At 37.9% G+C, this 17,281-nt stretch carries 15 protein-coding genes; all 15 read left to right on the top strand.

Annotated elements, in window-relative coordinates; genetic code table 11:
• Positions 1 to 508: 508 nt before the first annotated feature.
• The 15 genes from ilvD (at position 509) to rsgA (ending at position 17,258) form a co-directional block, all read left to right on the top strand.
• Complete coding sequence (gene ilvD, locus HNS40_RS09855) at positions 509 to 2,329, top strand: dihydroxy-acid dehydratase (RefSeq protein ID WP_172280256.1); 1,821 nt, start codon at positions 509 to 511, stop codon at positions 2,327 to 2,329.
• A 13-nt stretch (positions 2,330 to 2,342) separates the two neighbouring features.
• Positions 2,343 to 4,040 carry a biosynthetic-type acetolactate synthase large subunit gene (ilvB, locus tag HNS40_RS09850; RefSeq protein WP_172280254.1) on the top strand — a complete coding sequence of 566 codons (1,698 nt, stop codon included), beginning with the start codon at positions 2,343 to 2,345 and terminating at the stop codon, positions 4,038 to 4,040.
• 11 nt (positions 4,041 to 4,051) lie between these two features.
• The gene (ilvN, locus tag HNS40_RS09845; protein WP_172280251.1) at positions 4,052 to 4,408 is read left to right on the top strand and encodes an acetolactate synthase small subunit; all 357 of its coding nucleotides are present in this window, start codon (positions 4,052 to 4,054) and stop codon (positions 4,406 to 4,408) included.
• Positions 4,409 to 4,452: 44 nt separating this feature from the next.
• Complete coding sequence (gene ilvC, locus HNS40_RS09840) at positions 4,453 to 5,499, top strand: ketol-acid reductoisomerase (RefSeq protein ID WP_172280249.1); 1,047 nt, start codon at positions 4,453 to 4,455, stop codon at positions 5,497 to 5,499.
• Between the two features lie 102 nt (positions 5,500 to 5,601).
• Positions 5,602 to 7,119, top strand: coding sequence for a 2-isopropylmalate synthase (locus HNS40_RS09835; protein ID WP_172280247.1), 1,518 nt, complete (start codon positions 5,602 to 5,604; stop codon positions 7,117 to 7,119).
• A gap of 184 nt (positions 7,120 to 7,303) precedes the next feature.
• Positions 7,304 to 8,689: a 3-isopropylmalate dehydratase large subunit gene (gene leuC, locus HNS40_RS09830; RefSeq protein ID WP_172280245.1), complete on the top strand. Its 1,386-nt coding sequence runs from the start codon at positions 7,304 to 7,306 to the stop codon at positions 8,687 to 8,689.
• 12 nt (positions 8,690 to 8,701) lie between these two features.
• Positions 8,702 to 9,301, top strand: a complete 600-nt coding sequence (gene leuD / locus HNS40_RS09825) for a 3-isopropylmalate dehydratase small subunit (protein ID WP_172280243.1) — start codon at positions 8,702 to 8,704, stop codon at positions 9,299 to 9,301.
• Between the two features lie 9 nt (positions 9,302 to 9,310).
• Positions 9,311 to 10,879, top strand: coding sequence for an alpha-isopropylmalate synthase regulatory domain-containing protein (locus tag HNS40_RS09820; protein ID WP_172280241.1), 1,569 nt, complete (start codon positions 9,311 to 9,313; stop codon positions 10,877 to 10,879).
• Between the two features lie 14 nt (positions 10,880 to 10,893).
• Positions 10,894 to 11,964, top strand: a complete 1,071-nt coding sequence (leuB, locus tag HNS40_RS09815) for a 3-isopropylmalate dehydrogenase (protein WP_172280238.1) — start codon at positions 10,894 to 10,896, stop codon at positions 11,962 to 11,964.
• A gap of 85 nt (positions 11,965 to 12,049) precedes the next feature.
• A complete protein-coding gene (locus tag HNS40_RS09810) occupies positions 12,050 to 12,526 on the top strand; it encodes a hypothetical protein (protein ID WP_172280236.1) in 477 nt (158 codons plus the stop codon).
• 133 nt (positions 12,527 to 12,659) lie between these two features.
• A complete protein-coding gene (locus tag HNS40_RS09805) occupies positions 12,660 to 13,196 on the top strand; it encodes a TetR/AcrR family transcriptional regulator (RefSeq protein ID WP_172280234.1) in 537 nt (178 codons plus the stop codon).
• Between the two features lie 118 nt (positions 13,197 to 13,314).
• Complete coding sequence (locus HNS40_RS09800) at positions 13,315 to 14,949, top strand: M28 family peptidase (RefSeq protein WP_172280232.1); 1,635 nt, start codon at positions 13,315 to 13,317, stop codon at positions 14,947 to 14,949.
• 24 nt (positions 14,950 to 14,973) lie between these two features.
• Positions 14,974 to 15,414 (top strand): C-GCAxxG-C-C family protein, encoded by a 441-nt coding sequence (locus HNS40_RS09795; RefSeq protein WP_172280230.1) that lies wholly within the window; start codon positions 14,974 to 14,976, stop codon positions 15,412 to 15,414.
• 342 nt (positions 15,415 to 15,756) lie between these two features.
• Positions 15,757 to 16,134, top strand: coding sequence for a hypothetical protein (locus HNS40_RS09790; RefSeq protein WP_172280228.1), 378 nt, complete (start codon positions 15,757 to 15,759; stop codon positions 16,132 to 16,134).
• A gap of 59 nt (positions 16,135 to 16,193) precedes the next feature.
• Complete coding sequence (rsgA, locus tag HNS40_RS09785; protein WP_172280226.1) at positions 16,194 to 17,258, top strand: ribosome small subunit-dependent GTPase A; 1,065 nt, start codon at positions 16,194 to 16,196, stop codon at positions 17,256 to 17,258.
• Positions 17,259 to 17,281: the final 23 nt, after the last annotated feature.

The following is a 17,281-nucleotide window of genomic DNA, read 5'->3' as shown; positions in this document are numbered from 1 at the left end:
CTATTTTGAAGGTAAAAATCTATCTATATCCTATTTCCCTAATTCTTCTGGCACACATTATAAAGGCAAAAAATATTTATTCATAAGAAATGAATGCATATTCAAAATTTAACATTTTGTAATTAACAGTAATATAGGTAGATATGGTTTTTATTTACTTATTTGAAGGCAAATGTTTGCTTATTAGAAATAATTATTCAAATATTTGCTCAGCAAAAAAAAATAAAATTTTGACAATGAAATTACATATTAGCCTCGTTATTATTATTAGTATTCTGATTCAATACATCAGTTGAGGTTGTGTAGTATATGATAAAAAATAGAAGCCATCCTCAAACAGAGGATGGCTTTTTTTATTTTAAGACAAAAACAATGAAACAAACATACACTAGTATTCTTATTATCGTCGTGATTATTCTCATTCTATTTCGGATGTGAGAAGGGACTGTGTATGTAAAAATCTAAAGCCTTTCTCAAATTGAGAAGGGCTTTTTTTATGGAAAGAAAAATGAGTTTAAGATCAAACGCAAGTACATTAGGAAGAAACATGGCAGGGGCAAGAAGCCTGTGGAGAGCCAATGGAATGAAGGAAAACCAGTTTGGAAAACCTATCATTGCAGTGGTGAACTCCTTCACACAAATGGTTCCTGGTCATGCCCATCTTCATCAAATTGGTCAAGAGGTAAAAAAGCTTATCGAAGCTCAGGGCTGCTTTGCACCAGAGTTCAATACCATAGCCATCGATGATGGAATAGCCATGGGACACAGTGGAATGCTTTATTCACTTCCTTCTCGCGATTTAATTGCCGATAGTGTGGAATATATGTGCAATGCCCACCAGGTGGATGCCATGATTTGTATCTCCAATTGCGATAAAATAACTCCAGGCATGTTAATGGCGGCTATGCGCTTGAATATACCTACGGTGTTTGTTTCTGGTGGCCCCATGGAAGCTGGAATAGTTGATAGTAAAGCTATTGATTTGGTAGATGCAATGGTAAGTGCAGTGGACGAAAGCATAGATGAGAAAACCTCTTTAGCCATAGAACAAAATGCTTGTCCCACCTGTGGCTCTTGTTCTGGCATGTTCACGGCCAATTCCATGAACTGCCTTACCGAAGCCCTAGGCTTATCCCTTCCCGGAAATGGAACAGTGGTTGCTACTCATGCCAACAGAAAAAAGCTTTTTGAAGAAGCAGCCTATACCATCGTTAAAAATACTTTTGATTATTATAAAAATGGAAACGATAAGGTGTTACCCCGGTCTATAGCTAGCCGAGAGGCTTTCCTAAATGCCATGTCATTGGATATTGCTATGGGAGGCTCTTCCAATACCATCCTCCATTTATTGGCCATTTCTCATGAGGCTGAAGTGAATTTCTCCATGAAAGATGTGGATGACTTATCCAAAAAAACACCAGTTTTATGTAAGGTGTCTCCCAACTCAAATTATCATATCGAAGACGTAAATCGTGCAGGAGGAGTCATGAGGATTTTGAATGAGTTAAATAAACAAAACATGTTGAATACTCAAGTATCCCATGTTTTATATCCCAGTTTAGCGGAGCTTTTAGAGAATTATGATGTGAATAATCCTGAGCTTTCAAAAAAAGCAGAAACGCTATATAAATCAGCCCCTGGCGGATTTAAGAATTTGGTGTTGGGCTCTCAAAACAGCTATTATCGTCAATTGGATTTGGATGCCGAAAAGGGCTGTATTCGTTCTCTTGAGAATGCCTATTCAGAAGATGGTGGCTTAGCAGTTCTATTTGGAAATATTGCCACCAAAGGCTGTATCATTAAAACCGCTGGTGTAGATGAAAGCATCTTGAAATTCAAAGGAAAAGCTAGGGTTTACGAAAGTCAAGAGGAGGCTGTCAAAGGAATTCTTTCCGATGAAGTGAAGCCAGGAGAAGTAGTCGTGATTAGATACGAAGGCCCAAAGGGAGGACCAGGCATGCAAGAAATGCTCTATCCAACCTCCTATCTCAAAGCTAAGAAATTGGATAAAGATTGTGCGCTCATCACCGATGGACGGTTTTCAGGAGGAACTTCAGGGCTTTCCATAGGCCATGTGTCTCCCGAAGCCGCTGCCGGTGGAGAAATTGCATTGATTCAAAATGGAGATGAGATTGAAATCGACATCAGCACCAGAAAGATAGAATTAAAGCTAAGTAAAGAAAAAATTGAGGAGCGTAGAAATAAAGAATTGGCCCTAGGTAAAAAAGCCTTCCAAGCCAAAAATAGAGAGAGACAAGTGTCACAAGCATTAAAGATTTATGCTGCTCATGTTTCCTCCGCCGATCAAGGAGCCATCAGAAAAATATAAAACCCAATTATACATGAAAACCAAGAATTTAACAGGATCAGAAGCGGTCATCAAATCGCTAATAGCCGAGAAGGTTGATACCATATTTGGTTACCCAGGCGGGGCTATTATGCCAGTTTATGATGCTTTATTCGATTATACCGACCAGATCAGACACATCCTTACTCGTCACGAACAGGGATTGATTCATGCTGCTCAAGGCTATGCCAGAGCATCGGGAAAAGTAGGTGTATGTTTAGCAACCTCAGGACCAGGTGCCACCAATCTCATTACCGGTATTGCCGATGCCATGATCGATTCTACACCTTTGGTCTGCATCATTGGGCAAGTTCCTTCTAGTCTGTTGGGCAGTGATGCCTTTCAAGAGGCTGATGTGATAGGTATGACAGTGCCCTGCACCAAATGGAATTATCAGGTTACAAAAGTGGAAGAGATTCCAGAGGTATTATCTAAAGCCTTTTATATCGCCAAATCAGGGAGACCAGGGCCCGTTGTGGTAGTTATTACCAAGGATGCTCAAATCAATTCAGCGGCTTTTGATTATGCAAAGACCTCCTCCGTGAGAACCTATCAGCCACATAATGAATTAGATACTTATAGTCTGCAAATAGCGGCACAAATCATCAATGAAGCAAAAAAGCCATTTGTAGTTTTTGGCCAAGGTGTGATATTATCAGAGGCAGAAGAAGAATTGAAAAAATTCTTGGAAAAATCTGGAATTCCAGCGGCATCCACTCTTTTGGGTTTATCGGCCCTACCTTCTGATCATCCTAATTATATGGGAATGTTAGGGATGCATGGAAATTATGCTCCTAATTTAATGACCAATCAATGTGATGTTTTAATTGGAATAGGTTTAAGGTTCGATGATAGAGTTACCGGAGATGTATCGAGATATGCCCAGCAAGCCAAAATTATCCATGTGGATATAGATAAGGCGGAGCATAATAAAGTGGTAAAAGTGGATGTGCCAATTTTAGGTGATGCCAAGGAAGTACTGGAAGCTTTATCACCTCTAGTAAATAGTGCTCAACATGAGGATTGGACTCAAGAATTCATCCATAAATATAATGAAGAATATGAGCAGGTGATTTCTAAGGATTTACATCCACAAAGCAAAAAAGCAAGTATGGGCTTGGTGGTTAAAAAGCTAAGTGAACAAACTAATAATGAAGCGATATTGGTTAGTGATGTGGGTCAGCATCAGATGATTGCATCTAGATATTTTCAATTTAAGGAATCACGTTCTAATGTAACCTCTGGAGGTTTAGGAACCATGGGATTTAGTCTTCCTGCTGCCTTAGGAGCACAGTTGGGAGCTCCAAAACGAACTGTTATTGCAGTGATAGGAGATGGTGGCTTCCAAATGACCTTACAAGAATTAGGCACGATAGCACAATATCAAATTCCTGTAAAAATAGTCATCCTTAATAATAGCTTTTTAGGTATGGTTCGCCAATGGCAAGAACTATTTTTCAAAAGCCGCTATTCTTTTACAGATATGCATAGCCCTGATTTTGTGAAAGTAGCCGATGCCTACGAAATTCCAGGCCAAAAAGTAGAAAATCAAGATGATTTAGATGCTGCCATTGCAGAAATGTTAGCCTGTGATGGTCCATATTTACTCGAAGTAGTAGTGGAGAAGGAAGACAATGTTTTCCCCATGATTACCTCGGGTTCAGCAGTTGACGAAGTAATATTACAATCTTAAAACCATATTTTATGAAATCGAATTTTATCATTACCACATTCGCCGAAGACCATATTGGAATCTTATATAGAATCCTCAATGTTTTCTCCAGAAAAATGATCAATGTAGAAAGTCTAACGGTGGTAGAAGCCGATGAAAAAGGCTTTAGTAAAATCACTTTTGTCATAAAGGCTACTCAGGACGTTGTAGAGAAAGTCACCAAACAGATTGACAAGCAAATAGGAGTTACCAAAACACTCTTTTATGCCAACTCTAGTGTCATGAATCAGAAAATTTCTCTCTATAGGCTTTTTACTAAAACACTGGATTTACATGAAGAATTAGTTCCTGTAGACCAAAGTGATCAGGTGATTAAAACCTTGATATAGAGTTTAATAAGTAAACATATAATAATAATTTAAAATACAATATAATGGCAACAATGAAATTTGCAGAGGTCGAAGAAAGTCTAGTAACAAGAGATGAATTTTCTTTAGAAAAAGCTAGACAAACTCTAGCTAACGAAACAATAGCAGTCTTAGGCTACGGTGTTCAAGGCCCAGGCCAAGCACTCAACTTAAAAGACAATGGCTTCCGTGTAATTGTAGGTCAACGTAAAAACTCCAAGTCATGGGACAAAGCTGTAGATGATGGATGGAAAGAAGGAGTAGACCTTTTTGAAATAGAAAAGGCTTGTGAAAAGGGGACTATCATTCAATACCTTCTTTCTGATGCGGGACAAATAGCACTTTGGCCAACCGTGAAACAGTACCTTACTCCTGGAAAAGCACTTTATTTTAGTCATGGATTTGCTGTGACTTACAAAGAACAAACCAATATTATCCCACCAAAAGATGTAGATGTTATCCTTGTGGCCCCAAAAGGTTCTGGAACCAGTTTACGAAGGATGTTCTTACAAGATAGAGGATTAAATGCCAGTTATGCCATTCACCAAGATGCTACCGGAAAAGCTAAAGAAAGAGTTTCTGCACTAGGAATTGGCGTTGGAGCAGGTTACCTTTTCGAAACTACTTTTAAAAAGGAAGTATATTCTGACCTTACGGGTGAAAGGGGTTCTTTAATGGGTGCCATTCAAGGACTTTTTGCTGCCCAGTTTGAGGTATTACGCGAAAATGGTCACTCTCCTTCAGAAGCTTTTAACGAAACCGTGGAAGAACTCACCCAGAGCTTAATGCCTTTAGTAGCAGAAAATGGAATGGATTGGATGTATGCCAATTGCTCCACCACTGCACAAAGAGGAGCCCTCGATTGGTGGAAACCATTTAGAGATGCTACCAAACCAGTATTCGAAGATTTGTATTCTAAAGTTGAAAAAGGTCATGAAGCAGCTGTAACTATTGAAGCCAATAGCAAAGAAGATTATAGAGTAAAACTCAACGCAGAGTTAGACGAGCTAAAGAATAGTGAAATGTGGAGAGCAGGAGCTGTAGTTAGAAAATTAAGACCAGAAAATAATTAAGTATTCAGAGGCTAAATGAAAGCCAACTTTCTATTCGCCGGAAAGCTTGGTTTTCTTTTCCTCTATCAAAAGAAGGTTAATACAAATACAAAATCAAAACAGATGTCAGACAAACTATTTATTTTCGATACCACCTTGCGCGATGGTGAACAAGTTCCTGGTTGCCAATTGAATACTGTTGAAAAAATTGAAGTAGCTAAAGCACTTGAAGAATTAGGGGTAGATATTATCGAAGCTGGATTTCCAGTTTCAAGTCCAGGAGATTTTAACTCTATTGTTGAACTCTCTAAGGCCGTAACATGGCCCACTATATGTGCTTTAACAAGGGCGGTGGAAAATGATATTGATGTGGCAGCCGAATCCCTCAAATATGCCAAAAGAAAACGCATTCATACCGGTATTGGAACTTCTTGGTATCACATACATCACAAACTGAACTCCAATGAGGATGCCATAGTGGAACGTGCGGTGGCAGCTGTAAAATATGCAAAGCGCTATGTAGAAGATGTAGAGTTTTATGCTGAAGACGCGGGTAGAACTGATAATGCTTATTTGGCTCGCGTAGTGGAAGCAGTGATAAAAGCAGGAGCAACAGTAGTAAACATTCCTGATACCACCGGATACTGCCTCCCTCATCAGTATGGTGAAAAAATAAAATACCTGATGGAACATGTGGATGGTGTTCATAAGGCGGTCCTTTCCACCCATTGTCATAATGATTTAGGAATGGCTACAGCCAATACAATTTCGGGAGTTTTAAATGGCGCTAGACAAGTAGAAGTCACCATGAATGGCATTGGAGAAAGGGCTGGAAATACTTCTCTTGAGGAAGTCGCCATGATTTTAAAAAGCCACGAAAACATAGGTGTATCCACGAATATCAACACTCAGAAGATTTATCATACCAGTAAAATGGTGTCTAGTTTAATGAATATGCCTATTCAGCCGAATAAAGCAGTAGTAGGTCGAAATGCCTTTGCGCATTCCAGTGGAATTCACCAAGATGGAGTGATTAAGAATAGAGAGACTTATGAAATTATGGACCCATCGGATGTGGGTATCAATGAATCATCCATTTTATTGACAGCTAGAAGCGGAAGGGCTGCTTTAAAAAACAGGCTAGAGCTTTTGGGCTATCATTTAGAGCAAGAGAAGATTAATAAAGTTTATGAAGAGTTTCTTGTACTTGCTGATGCCAAAAAAGACATCAACGATGATGATATCCTACAATTGGTGGGAGGTAACAAACTCGAAGACCAAAGGATTAAACTCGATTTTCTCCAAGTACTAAGTGGCAAAGAAGTAAGCCCTATGGCAACTGTGAGACTTGATATTTCAGGAGAAATACTATCAGAAACCTCCTCAGGAAAAGGCCCTGTTGACGCCGCCATATCTGCTATCAAAAAAATCCTACAGCGAAAGGTAAGTCTACATGAGTTTTTAATTCAGGCTATGTCTGGTGGTAGTGATGATCTAGGAAAGGTACATATGCAAGTGGATTTTGAGGGAGACATATATTATGGATTTGCAGTACACTCAGATATTGTTACAGCATCGGTTGAAGCATTTTTAGATGCAATAAATAAGATGAAAGTTAATAGAGTACGTAAAGCTGGTTGATAGGTCTAAATCATCAGAATAATTTTGATGTAATAATTATCAAAGATGTCTGGAAGATAGAAGCCCGAAGAAGATTCACTTCTAGCTTCAGGCTCCCGACTTCGAACCACAAATATTTAGAAATAGGAAGTCTTGTTCTAATACAGAATTTTAAAAAGAATGAGAATAAAAAACAATAATTATAATGAAATCAAAAACGCTATTCGATAAAATATGGGATGCCCATGTGGTCAAAAAAATTAAAGATGGACCCAGTGTACTTTATATCGATCGTCACTTTATACATGAGGTAACCAGCCCCGTGGCTTTTGGGAATTTGGAAAAAAAAGGATTAAAGGTATTTCGTCCCGACCAAACCACGGCTACCATGGATCATAATATCCCTACCATTAACCAACACCTTCCTTTGAGTGATGATTTATCACAAAATCAAGTGGATATGTTGGAGAAAAATTGTGCCAATCACGGAATAGAATTATTCAATTTAAAGCACGATTCATTGGGAATTGTTCATGTAGTAGGTCCAGAACTGGGTCTCACTTTACCTGGTACTACTATCGTTTGTGGGGATAGTCACACTTCTACTCACGGTGCTTTTGGCTCTGTGGCTTTTGGCATTGGAACCAGTGAGGTAGAAATGGTTTTCGGAAGCCAATGCGTACTTCAAAGCAAACCCAAAAAGATGCGTATCAATATTGAAGGTCAACTACCTCAGGGAGTGACTTCCAAAGATGTCATTCTTTATATCATTTCACAAATCAGCAGTAGTGGAGGAACCGGATATTTTATTGAGTTTGCGGGCTCTACTATTGATAGCCTTTCCATGGAAGCCAGAATGAGCCTATGTAATATGAGTATAGAATGTGGAGCAAGAGGAGGTCTTGTGGCTCCTGATGAAACTACTTTTAAGTATTTGGATGGCAAAAAACACAGTCCTAAAGGAAAGGAATGGGACAACAAGTTGGCTTATTGGAAAACTTTAAAAACAGATGAGGACGCTGTTTTTGATAAAGAATATCATTATAAAGCGGAAGAAATGGCTCCCATGATTACCTATGGAACCAACCCTGGAATGGGAATGGCTATCCATGAAAGTATCCCATTGAGTTCAGATAAAAGCTATCAGAATTCTCTAGAATATATGGGGTTTGAGGAAGGAGAAAGTTTATTAGGAAAAAAAGTAGATTATGTTTTTGTGGGGAGTTGTACCAACGGAAGAATCGAAGACCTGCGACAATTTACGGAATTAGTGAAAGGCAAGAAAAAAGCTGAAAACATCACTGCTTGGATAGTTCCAGGTTCTAAGAAAGTTGAAAAACAAGCACAAGAGGAGGGCTTGGTAGAAATATTAGCTGAGGCTGGTTTTGTGATGAGGCAACCCGGTTGTTCCGCATGCTTGGCCATGAATGACGATAAAATTCCGGCAGGGAAATATGCCGTCTCTACCTCTAACAGAAACTTCGAAGGCAGACAAGGTCCGGGTTCTAGGACTTTATTAGCTAGTCCATTGGTAGCTGCAGCAGCTGCTGTTACGGGTGTGATTACTAATCCAACCGATTTACTCAATTAATCAGAAAACATCATGAGCTTAGAAAAATTTAATACCCTCCAAAGTAGAGTCGTTCCTTTACCAATTGAAAATATTGATACCGACCAAATTATACCTGCAAGGTTTTTAAAAGCCGTAGAAAGAAAAGGATTTGGCAATCATTTGTTTAAAGATTGGAGATTTGAGTCTTCAGGAAAAGAGAAATCAGACTTTCCATTAAATAATCCCAAATACCAAGGTCAAATTTTAGTCGCTGGGCAAAATTTCGGTTGTGGTTCTAGTCGAGAACATGCCGCTTGGACTATCGCAGATTACGGATTTAAAGTAGTGGTATCTAGCTATTTTGCTGATATATTTAAAAATAATGTCCTGAATAATGGTTTATTACCCATTCAATTAGAAGAGGCAGAACTACAACAAATATTTAAACTGATTGATGCAAATCCTGAACTAGAATTTCTAGTTGATTTGGAGGAACAAAAGCTTTCTATCCCTTCAGAAGCTTTATCTTATAGTTTCGAAATCAATGCCTATAAAAAACAATGCCTATTGAATGGATACGACGATTTCGATTACCTACAAAGTATCCTCCCAGAAGTGAATGACTTCGAGCAAACAGTGCTGAAAACTTAAAGAACAAAGATGAAAAACCGAATCATAAAAATAATGGATACCACCTTGCGTGATGGAGAACAAACCACAGGTGTATCTTTTACCTGCTCAGAAAAACTAAGCATCACCAAGCTATTAATCTCCGAACTGAATGTAGATCGTATAGAAGTGGCTTCTGCAAGAGTTTCAAAAGGAGAGTTCGAAGCGGTATCTAAAATTACTTCATGGGCGAAAGAGGCTGGAGAGCTTGATAAGATTGAGATTTTGGGATTTGTGGACGGAGTAGCATCTCTAGAATGGATTCAAAAAGCTGGAGGACGAGTGATGAATTTATTATGCAAAGGATCGCTCAACCATGTTCAAAATCAACTCAGAAAAACACCCGAAGAACACGTGGCTGATATTAAAGCTTTATTGGTAAAAGCCGAAGAAATGAATATTCGTGTGAATATCTATCTGGAGGATTGGAGCAATGGCATGAGAAGCTCGTCGGACTATGTACTCTATTTACTGGATGAATTGCGCAATGAAAAGATAGAACGTTTTATGCTACCCGATACCTTGGGTGTTTTGAATCCTCAAGAAACGGCTGAATATTGTCAGTTGATGCTTAAGAATTACCCAGAATTGCATTTTGATTTCCATGCTCATAATGATTATGATTTGGCTATTGGGAATGTAATGGAAGCTATAAAAGCAGGTATAAACTGCATTCATACCACGGTAAATGGATTAGGAGAAAGGGCTGGGAATGCGCCCATATCTAGTGTAGTTGCAGTTATTGAAGATCAGCTGCATTTGAAATCCTCCATCAATGAACAACACCTATCAAAGGTGAGTAAAATAGTGGAGAGCTTTTCAGGTGTTAGGATTCCAGCCAATAAACCATTGATTGGTGAATTTGTTTTTACCCAATGTAGCGGCGTTCATGCCGATGGTGATCAGAAAGCCCAACTCTATCAAAACGAACTAAAGCCTGAAAGATTTGGCAGACAAACCACTTATGCTTTGGGCAAAACTTCTGGTAAATCTAATATCCTTAAAAACCTTGAAACCTTAGGTTTGACCTTAGACAAGGAATCTATAAAAAAGGTAACGGATAAGGTTATTGAACTTGGGGATTTAAAGAAAACGGTGACCATTGATGACCTCCCCTATATTGTGGCAGATGTTCTACGAAATGAAAGTATTTCAGATAAAATAAAGATTAAGAAATATGTTATTTCGCTGTCTAAAGGAATGTCACCATCGGCCTCTGTTTTAGTGGGTATTCATGGCGAGAATCATGAAGCTGTTTCGGGTGGAGATGGTCAATATGATGCTTTTATGAATGCTTTGAAGAAGATATATAATCGTCAGAACAAAGAATTACCGCAATTGGTGGATTATTCTGTAACTATTCCTCCAGGAGGAAAAACAGATGCTTTGGTAGAGACTACCATCACTTGGAAATTGGAAAGAGAATTTAAAACCAGAGGATTGGAGCCTGATCAAACCACGGCTGCCATTATTGCCACAGAGAAGATGTTAAATATCATTGAGAACAATTATTTGGCCATAGAAACCAAAGAAAATCAAATAGCATTTATAGGAAATTAATAAACAGAATCATTATGAAATTAAATATAGCAGTTTTGCCTGGTGATGGCATTGGGCCAGAAATTATAGAACAAGCCTTAAATGTGGTGAAAGTTGTATCTGAGAAATTTGGACACGAACTCCATTATAAATATGGTTTAACAGGAGCTGATGCCATTGACAAAGTTGGGCAGCCTTATCCTGAGGAAACTCATCAATTATGCATGAATGCTGACGCGGTATTATTTGGCGCTATTGGCCATCCAAAATATGATAATGATCCCAAAGCCAAGGTGCGGCCAGAACAAGGCTTATTGGAGATGCGAAAACGATTGGGATTATTTGCAAACCTTCGACCATTAGTATCTTTTCCATCTTTATTAGATAAATCCCCATTAAAAAGAGAACTTATCGAGGGTGCCGATTTTGTTTGTCTTCGTGAACTGACTGGAGGCATTTATTTTGGGAAGCCGCAGGGAAGATCGGAGGATGGCAAAACCGCTTATGATACCTGTATATACACCGTTGAGGAAATTGAAAGAATCCTCAAACTAGGTTTTGAGATGGCAGGAAAAAGACGTAAAAAGTTGACGGTAGTTGACAAGGCAAACGTATTGGCTACTTCCCGATTATGGAGAGAAACTGCTCTAAACATGGCCTCCTCCTATCCCGATATTGAATTGGAATTTATGTTTATTGATAATGCAGCCATGCAAATTATACAATGGCCCAAGCATTTTGATGTGATAGTGACAGAGAATATGTTTGGTGATATTTTAACCGATGAAGCTTCAGTGATAAGTGGTTCACTAGGAATTCTTCCTTCCGCATCTATGGGAGTTCATACTTCATTATTCGAACCTATTCATGGTTCTTATCCTCAGGCTACTGGAAAGAATATTGCAAATCCAATTGCTACCATTTTATCTGCATCTATGATGTTTGAAACTGCCTTTAAGTTGGAAAAAGAGGCCGAATCCATTCGAAAAGCAGTTGAGGAATCTATTAGTCAGGAAATAGTTTGTGAGGATATTTCCAAAGATGGACAGTCTTATGGCACCAATGAAGTTGGAGATTGGATCTGTAAATATATTCAAGAGCATTAAAGTACTATTCCCCATAAAACTCCTAATGCTGTCTTCAATTGCAATAGGGGCTTTTTCTTGTTTTCTTTTTTATTAATTTCACCAGATGAAAACAGCCAGTATTAAGCAATTAAAAGATGAACTCAAACATCGTTCTCCAGAGGAATATATGGAATTGGTTTTGAGATTATCTAGGTTTAAAAAAGAGAACAAAGAACTCTTGACCTATTTGCTTTTTGAGGCTCATGATGAAGCTACTTTTATTGAAGGAGTGAAGCAAGAAATGGATGAAGATTTCGAACAAATAAATACTGCGAGTCCATTTTATATCAAAAAAAGCCTTAGGAAAATCATCAGGAAAATTCGAAAATATAGCCGCTATTCTAATCATAAAGAAACAGAAGTAGAGCTCATGATTTATTTCGCTCGTCAACTTAAAGACATGAAACCTGACATCATGCAGTACCCAAACCTCCTCAAAATTTACCAGCAACAAGTCATCGGAATCAAGAATAAATTGCCCAAATTACATGAAGATTTACAGTATGATTTTCAAGTGGAATTAGAAGATTTAAAGGGCTAAAAGAGGGCTGGGATTTCTAGGGTTTAGATTTTATCTCCTCATTTTCTTTAATAAAGAATAATTTATTAAACTATTTGTATTCAAATGTAAAAGAATTACTTACATTTGTAAGTGATTACTCACTATATAAGATATGACTGATAAAAAGGAGAAGATATTACAAGTGGCCTTGCAATTATTTTCAGAGGATGGATTTGATAAAACATCCACAAGCAAAATTGCCAAATTAGCCGGTGTAAGTGAAGGCTTAATTTTCCGACATTTTAAAAATAAAGAAGGATTACTCCATTCCCTTAACAGAAGAGGGGAAGAAAAAACCAAGGCATTATTTAGACCCATCCTCTTTGAAACGGGCCCAGAAAATATCATTCGAAAAACCATCGACTTAGTCATAGCCATTAGAGAGAATGAAGAAATATTTCAGGTCTGGAAATTAGAGTATAAAACCAAATGGGCAAAGGAGGAATATGGAGCACATAAAATGGAACCTTTAAGGTTTGCCCTGACAGCAGCCTTTCAAAAACTAGGGTATGTAAATCCAAAACAAGAGTCTCTATGGCTAATCATTCAGCTTGATGGACTGGTTACGAGATTGTATTTACAGGAGGATTTTGACCTTAATGGGATTTCTAAATTTATATGGGATAAATATAAATCAACCATTAGATAGCAAATAAGAATAGATAGAAATCACCTCTGTTTAGAAGTCATTATAAATGTGAGCCCACATGTTTAAGGCTGTGATCAAAATCGTTATCTTAGCCAATCATAAATCAAAGAAACAAATCATGAAAAAGCTATTCTTCTTATTCATCAACCTCCTCTTTTTTATTCCAATTACCACACAAGCTCAAACCGATCCGGTAGTAGATAAAATCATTGAAATTGGAAAAACTGATAACCAAAGCATGCAACATCTAGATGTCTTATGTAATCGTTTTGGAGGAAGGCTTATAGGAAGTGATGCCTATGAAAATGCAGCTGAGTGGGCGGCTTATAAATTCCGTGAATGGGGAATGGAAGTTGAGTTTGACGAGGCAGGAGAGATTCCAGTGGGTTTCAATCGTGGACCTTGGTTTGGAAGAATGCTAGGTGAAGAAGGTATGAACCTACATTTCGCTACGCCTTCCTATACTTCTGGTACTAAAGGAGTACAAAGAGGTGAAGTTTTGATTGAGCCAAAAACACAAGCTGAATTTGATAGGATGAAAGGCGCCTTAAAAGGAAAATGGGTTTTGATTTCGGGTGAAAACAAAGGTTATCCTATTGATTTTTCAGAGAACGCAGATATTCTTAGAGATTCTATAAAAGCAGAGAACGCTAAAATAGAAGAAGAGAATAATAAGATAAGACGTGAAAACTGGCAAGCCAGAGGAACGGATCAGCGCCAAAAAGAACTGCTCCCTTTAATAGAAGAACCTGCCCTATTTTATAAGGAAATGCGTGATGCTGGAATATTGGGAATTATACAATCTTCTAAAACGCCAATACAAGCCATGTATGATAGGAAAAACACGATGGATATGACTTGGGAAACGCTACCCACTGTTCCAGATATTAAATTAGATGCCAAGCAATTTTCGAAGATTAAGAGGATGGCTGAGGAGCGTAGATATTTCCTATTGGAGTTTGATATTCGTAATCACTTTAAAATCGGGCCTATTAAATATCATAATGTGATAGGTATCATTAGAGGAACAGAATTTCCTGATGAATATGTGATTATGGGAGGCCATTTAGATGCTTATGATGTAGCTACTGGTGGAGTGGATGACGGTTCTGGAGTAACGCCAACTATGGAGGCCGCAAGACTCATTATGGAAGCAGGTGGACAACCAAAGAGAACTATTTTAGTAGTGCTTTGGGCAGGTGAAGAATTTGGATTACTAGGTTCTCAAAGTTGGATAGATAGAAATGCTGATAAGTATGATAAAGTATCGAATATGGTGAATAGAGATGGTGGGCCAACGGTTCCGACAGGAGTGAGTGTTTCGCCAGCTATGATGGCTGATTTTGAAGCCATTTGTGCACCAATAAATGATATCAATCCTGATTTTCCATTTGAAATCACTGAAAGAGAAGCAAGGGAGAAACCAAAAAAAGCTTGGGGTACTGATAGTGGCCCATTTGCTGTAGAGGGTATTCCAACTATAGGATTCAAATGCGAAGATCCAAAAGGTTATAATTTTAGTTATAGCGAAATCTGGCACACGGAAAGAGATCTTTACAACAAAAGCATCCCTGAATACCAAGAACATGCTGCCATTTGCACTGCTGTTATGGTTTATGGGATTGCAAACCTCGATCACCTTTTAAGTCGCGATGGATATTATATAGAAAAGCCTTCTGAAGAGAAATCAGAAGGTAAATCTAAAAGAGCCAAGGAGAAGCGCAAAGCAATAAAAGATTTAAATAAGAAATAGAAATTCAAGATAAGACCTCCATATATGAGTTTAAAAAAAGATACAGCCATTGATTCATTTCAATCTGGTTATAATTGTGCACAATCTGTGCTCAAAGCATTTTCTGAAGATCTCAATTTAAATGAGGCACAAGCTTTGAATATGGCCAGTGGTTTTGGAGCAGGGATGGGACGTTTACAAGAAACCTGTGGCGCCGTAACCGGAGCGTTTATGGTTATTGGTTTGTATAACAGCTTGGCTTTTCAGCTCAATGAAAGTCGTAATGACATCACTTCAAAAATGATTCAGGAATTTGAAACACGATTCAAAACCAAGCATGGTACTACAGCCTGTAAAGAATTGCTGAATTGTGATTTAAACACAGAAGAAGGACAATCCATGTTTCAAGAGAAAAATCTTCATAAAAAGGTATGCCAGAAATGTATTACCGATGCGGTTGATTTATTGGTAGATGTGGTGAAATAAAGTCATTTATTCTAATGATATAATAGAAATATCAAATCCATATGGCAACAATATAAATTATCCCAAATGAAATAGCGTAGTATTATTCAACCATGGAGAGATGAATAACACCTTGAAAACTATGTCTTTTGTTTTGTTTCTTTTCTTTAAACTCTCCCAAATAACCGTCCTAAAAAGAAACACTGTAACATAACAGGACACAGCAAAACCCATAACTGTCACTATTTATTACATGCCGCAGGTGCTTCAGAAGCACATTTATTGGTTGTTGCCGTTGACGAGCCTAAAAAAACAAAAGCCATCATTGAAACAGCTCAAAAGCATTTCCCAAATCTGAAAATTATGGTCAGAAGCCAATCCATTATTAATTCCTACGAATTGATAGAGATGGGAATTGAAAGGCATTATCTGGAGTTCTTAGACTCCTCCTTACGCATGGGTGTGGATGCTTTATGTCAATTGGGACATCGTCGACATGAGTCTTTTAGAGCTCTAAAAACCTATAGAAAAAATTTAGAAAAATTCATTCCTGAGCTCAGCAAGATTCATAAAGATAGACCACTATTGATCTCCGAAGCCAAAAAGAGGATGCAATTATTAGAGCAAACCATGCTCCAGGATAAAGAGGATTTCCATAGTGAAAAAGACAGTGGCTGGGATGCTACACAACAGATTAATGAGTTTGGTGAGGAGAAGTTGATGGAAGGATCATCTGAATAATCAATAAATACGAAAAATACCTGAGCAATAATTTTAAATATGAACAAAAGTAACAATCTATGATCCTCAAAGAACTAGGATATAACAACAAACTAGAGCAATTCAGAATTGAAAATGGATTAAGTTCATTTGAAGTAGGTCGTGTGATATTAGAGCATAAAGAACGCTATATCATTAAAACTCCCAATAAAGAATATGATGCTGAACTAATGGGAAATTTGAGATTCACAGCAGAGAGCAGATATGATTTTCCTGCTGTTGGCGATTGGGTTGCCTTTATGGAATATGATGATGGCAAAGGGATTATTCATGCTGTATTCCCACGAGAATCTATTATTGAAAGAAAAGCTGTTGGTAAAACCGGACAAGTTCAAATCATAGCCACCAATATTGATTATGGATTAATTGTTCAGGCAGTGGATAGGGATTTTAATCTCAACAGACTTGAGCGATACCTCACCATTTGCCATTCATCAAAAGTGAAGCCCATCATTGTATTAAGCAAGGTAGATTTAATTAGCGAATCAGAATTACAAAGCATTCAGCAACAAATAGAGGAGCGCATTAAGAAAACTCCTGTGCTTATGGTGAGTAATGAGTCTATTGGCTATGAACAAGTAGATGCGTTTATTGAGTCAGGAAAGACCTACTGCTTATTGGGTTCATCAGGTGCCGGAAAATCTACCCTCCTCAATGGGCTTTTAGGTAAAGAAGAAATGAAAACTGGAGAAATCAGCAATTCGGTGAATAAAGGAAAACATACCACCAGCCATCGTGAGCTTATCGTTTTAGCAAATGGTGGAATATTGATTGATAATCCAGGGATGCGTGAAGTGGGAATTACGGATTGCTCAGGTGGATTAGAAATGACTTTCGAATCCATTTTAGATTATGCTGCACATTGTAAATTTAAAGACTGCACACATATTCACGAATCAGATTGTGCGATTCTCAAAGCAGTGGAAGATGGAGGAATAAGTGAGGAAGCTTATCTCAATTTTCAGAAAATGGAAAAGGAAAAACAGCACTTTGAATCAGATACCCAAGAGCGAAGGAAAAAAGATAAAGACTTTGGCAAAATGATTAAAAATGTAAAGAAGCATCGAAAGAATAATAAGTACTGATAGTATTTCCATAGATTTTAAAT

The organism is Lentimicrobium sp. S6 (assembly GCF_013166635.1).
Lineage (GTDB): Bacteria > Bacteroidota > Bacteroidia > Bacteroidales > UBA12170 > UBA12170.
The sequence above is the reverse complement of the archived record's forward strand: the minus strand, read 5'-3'. Positions and strand labels throughout refer to the sequence as shown.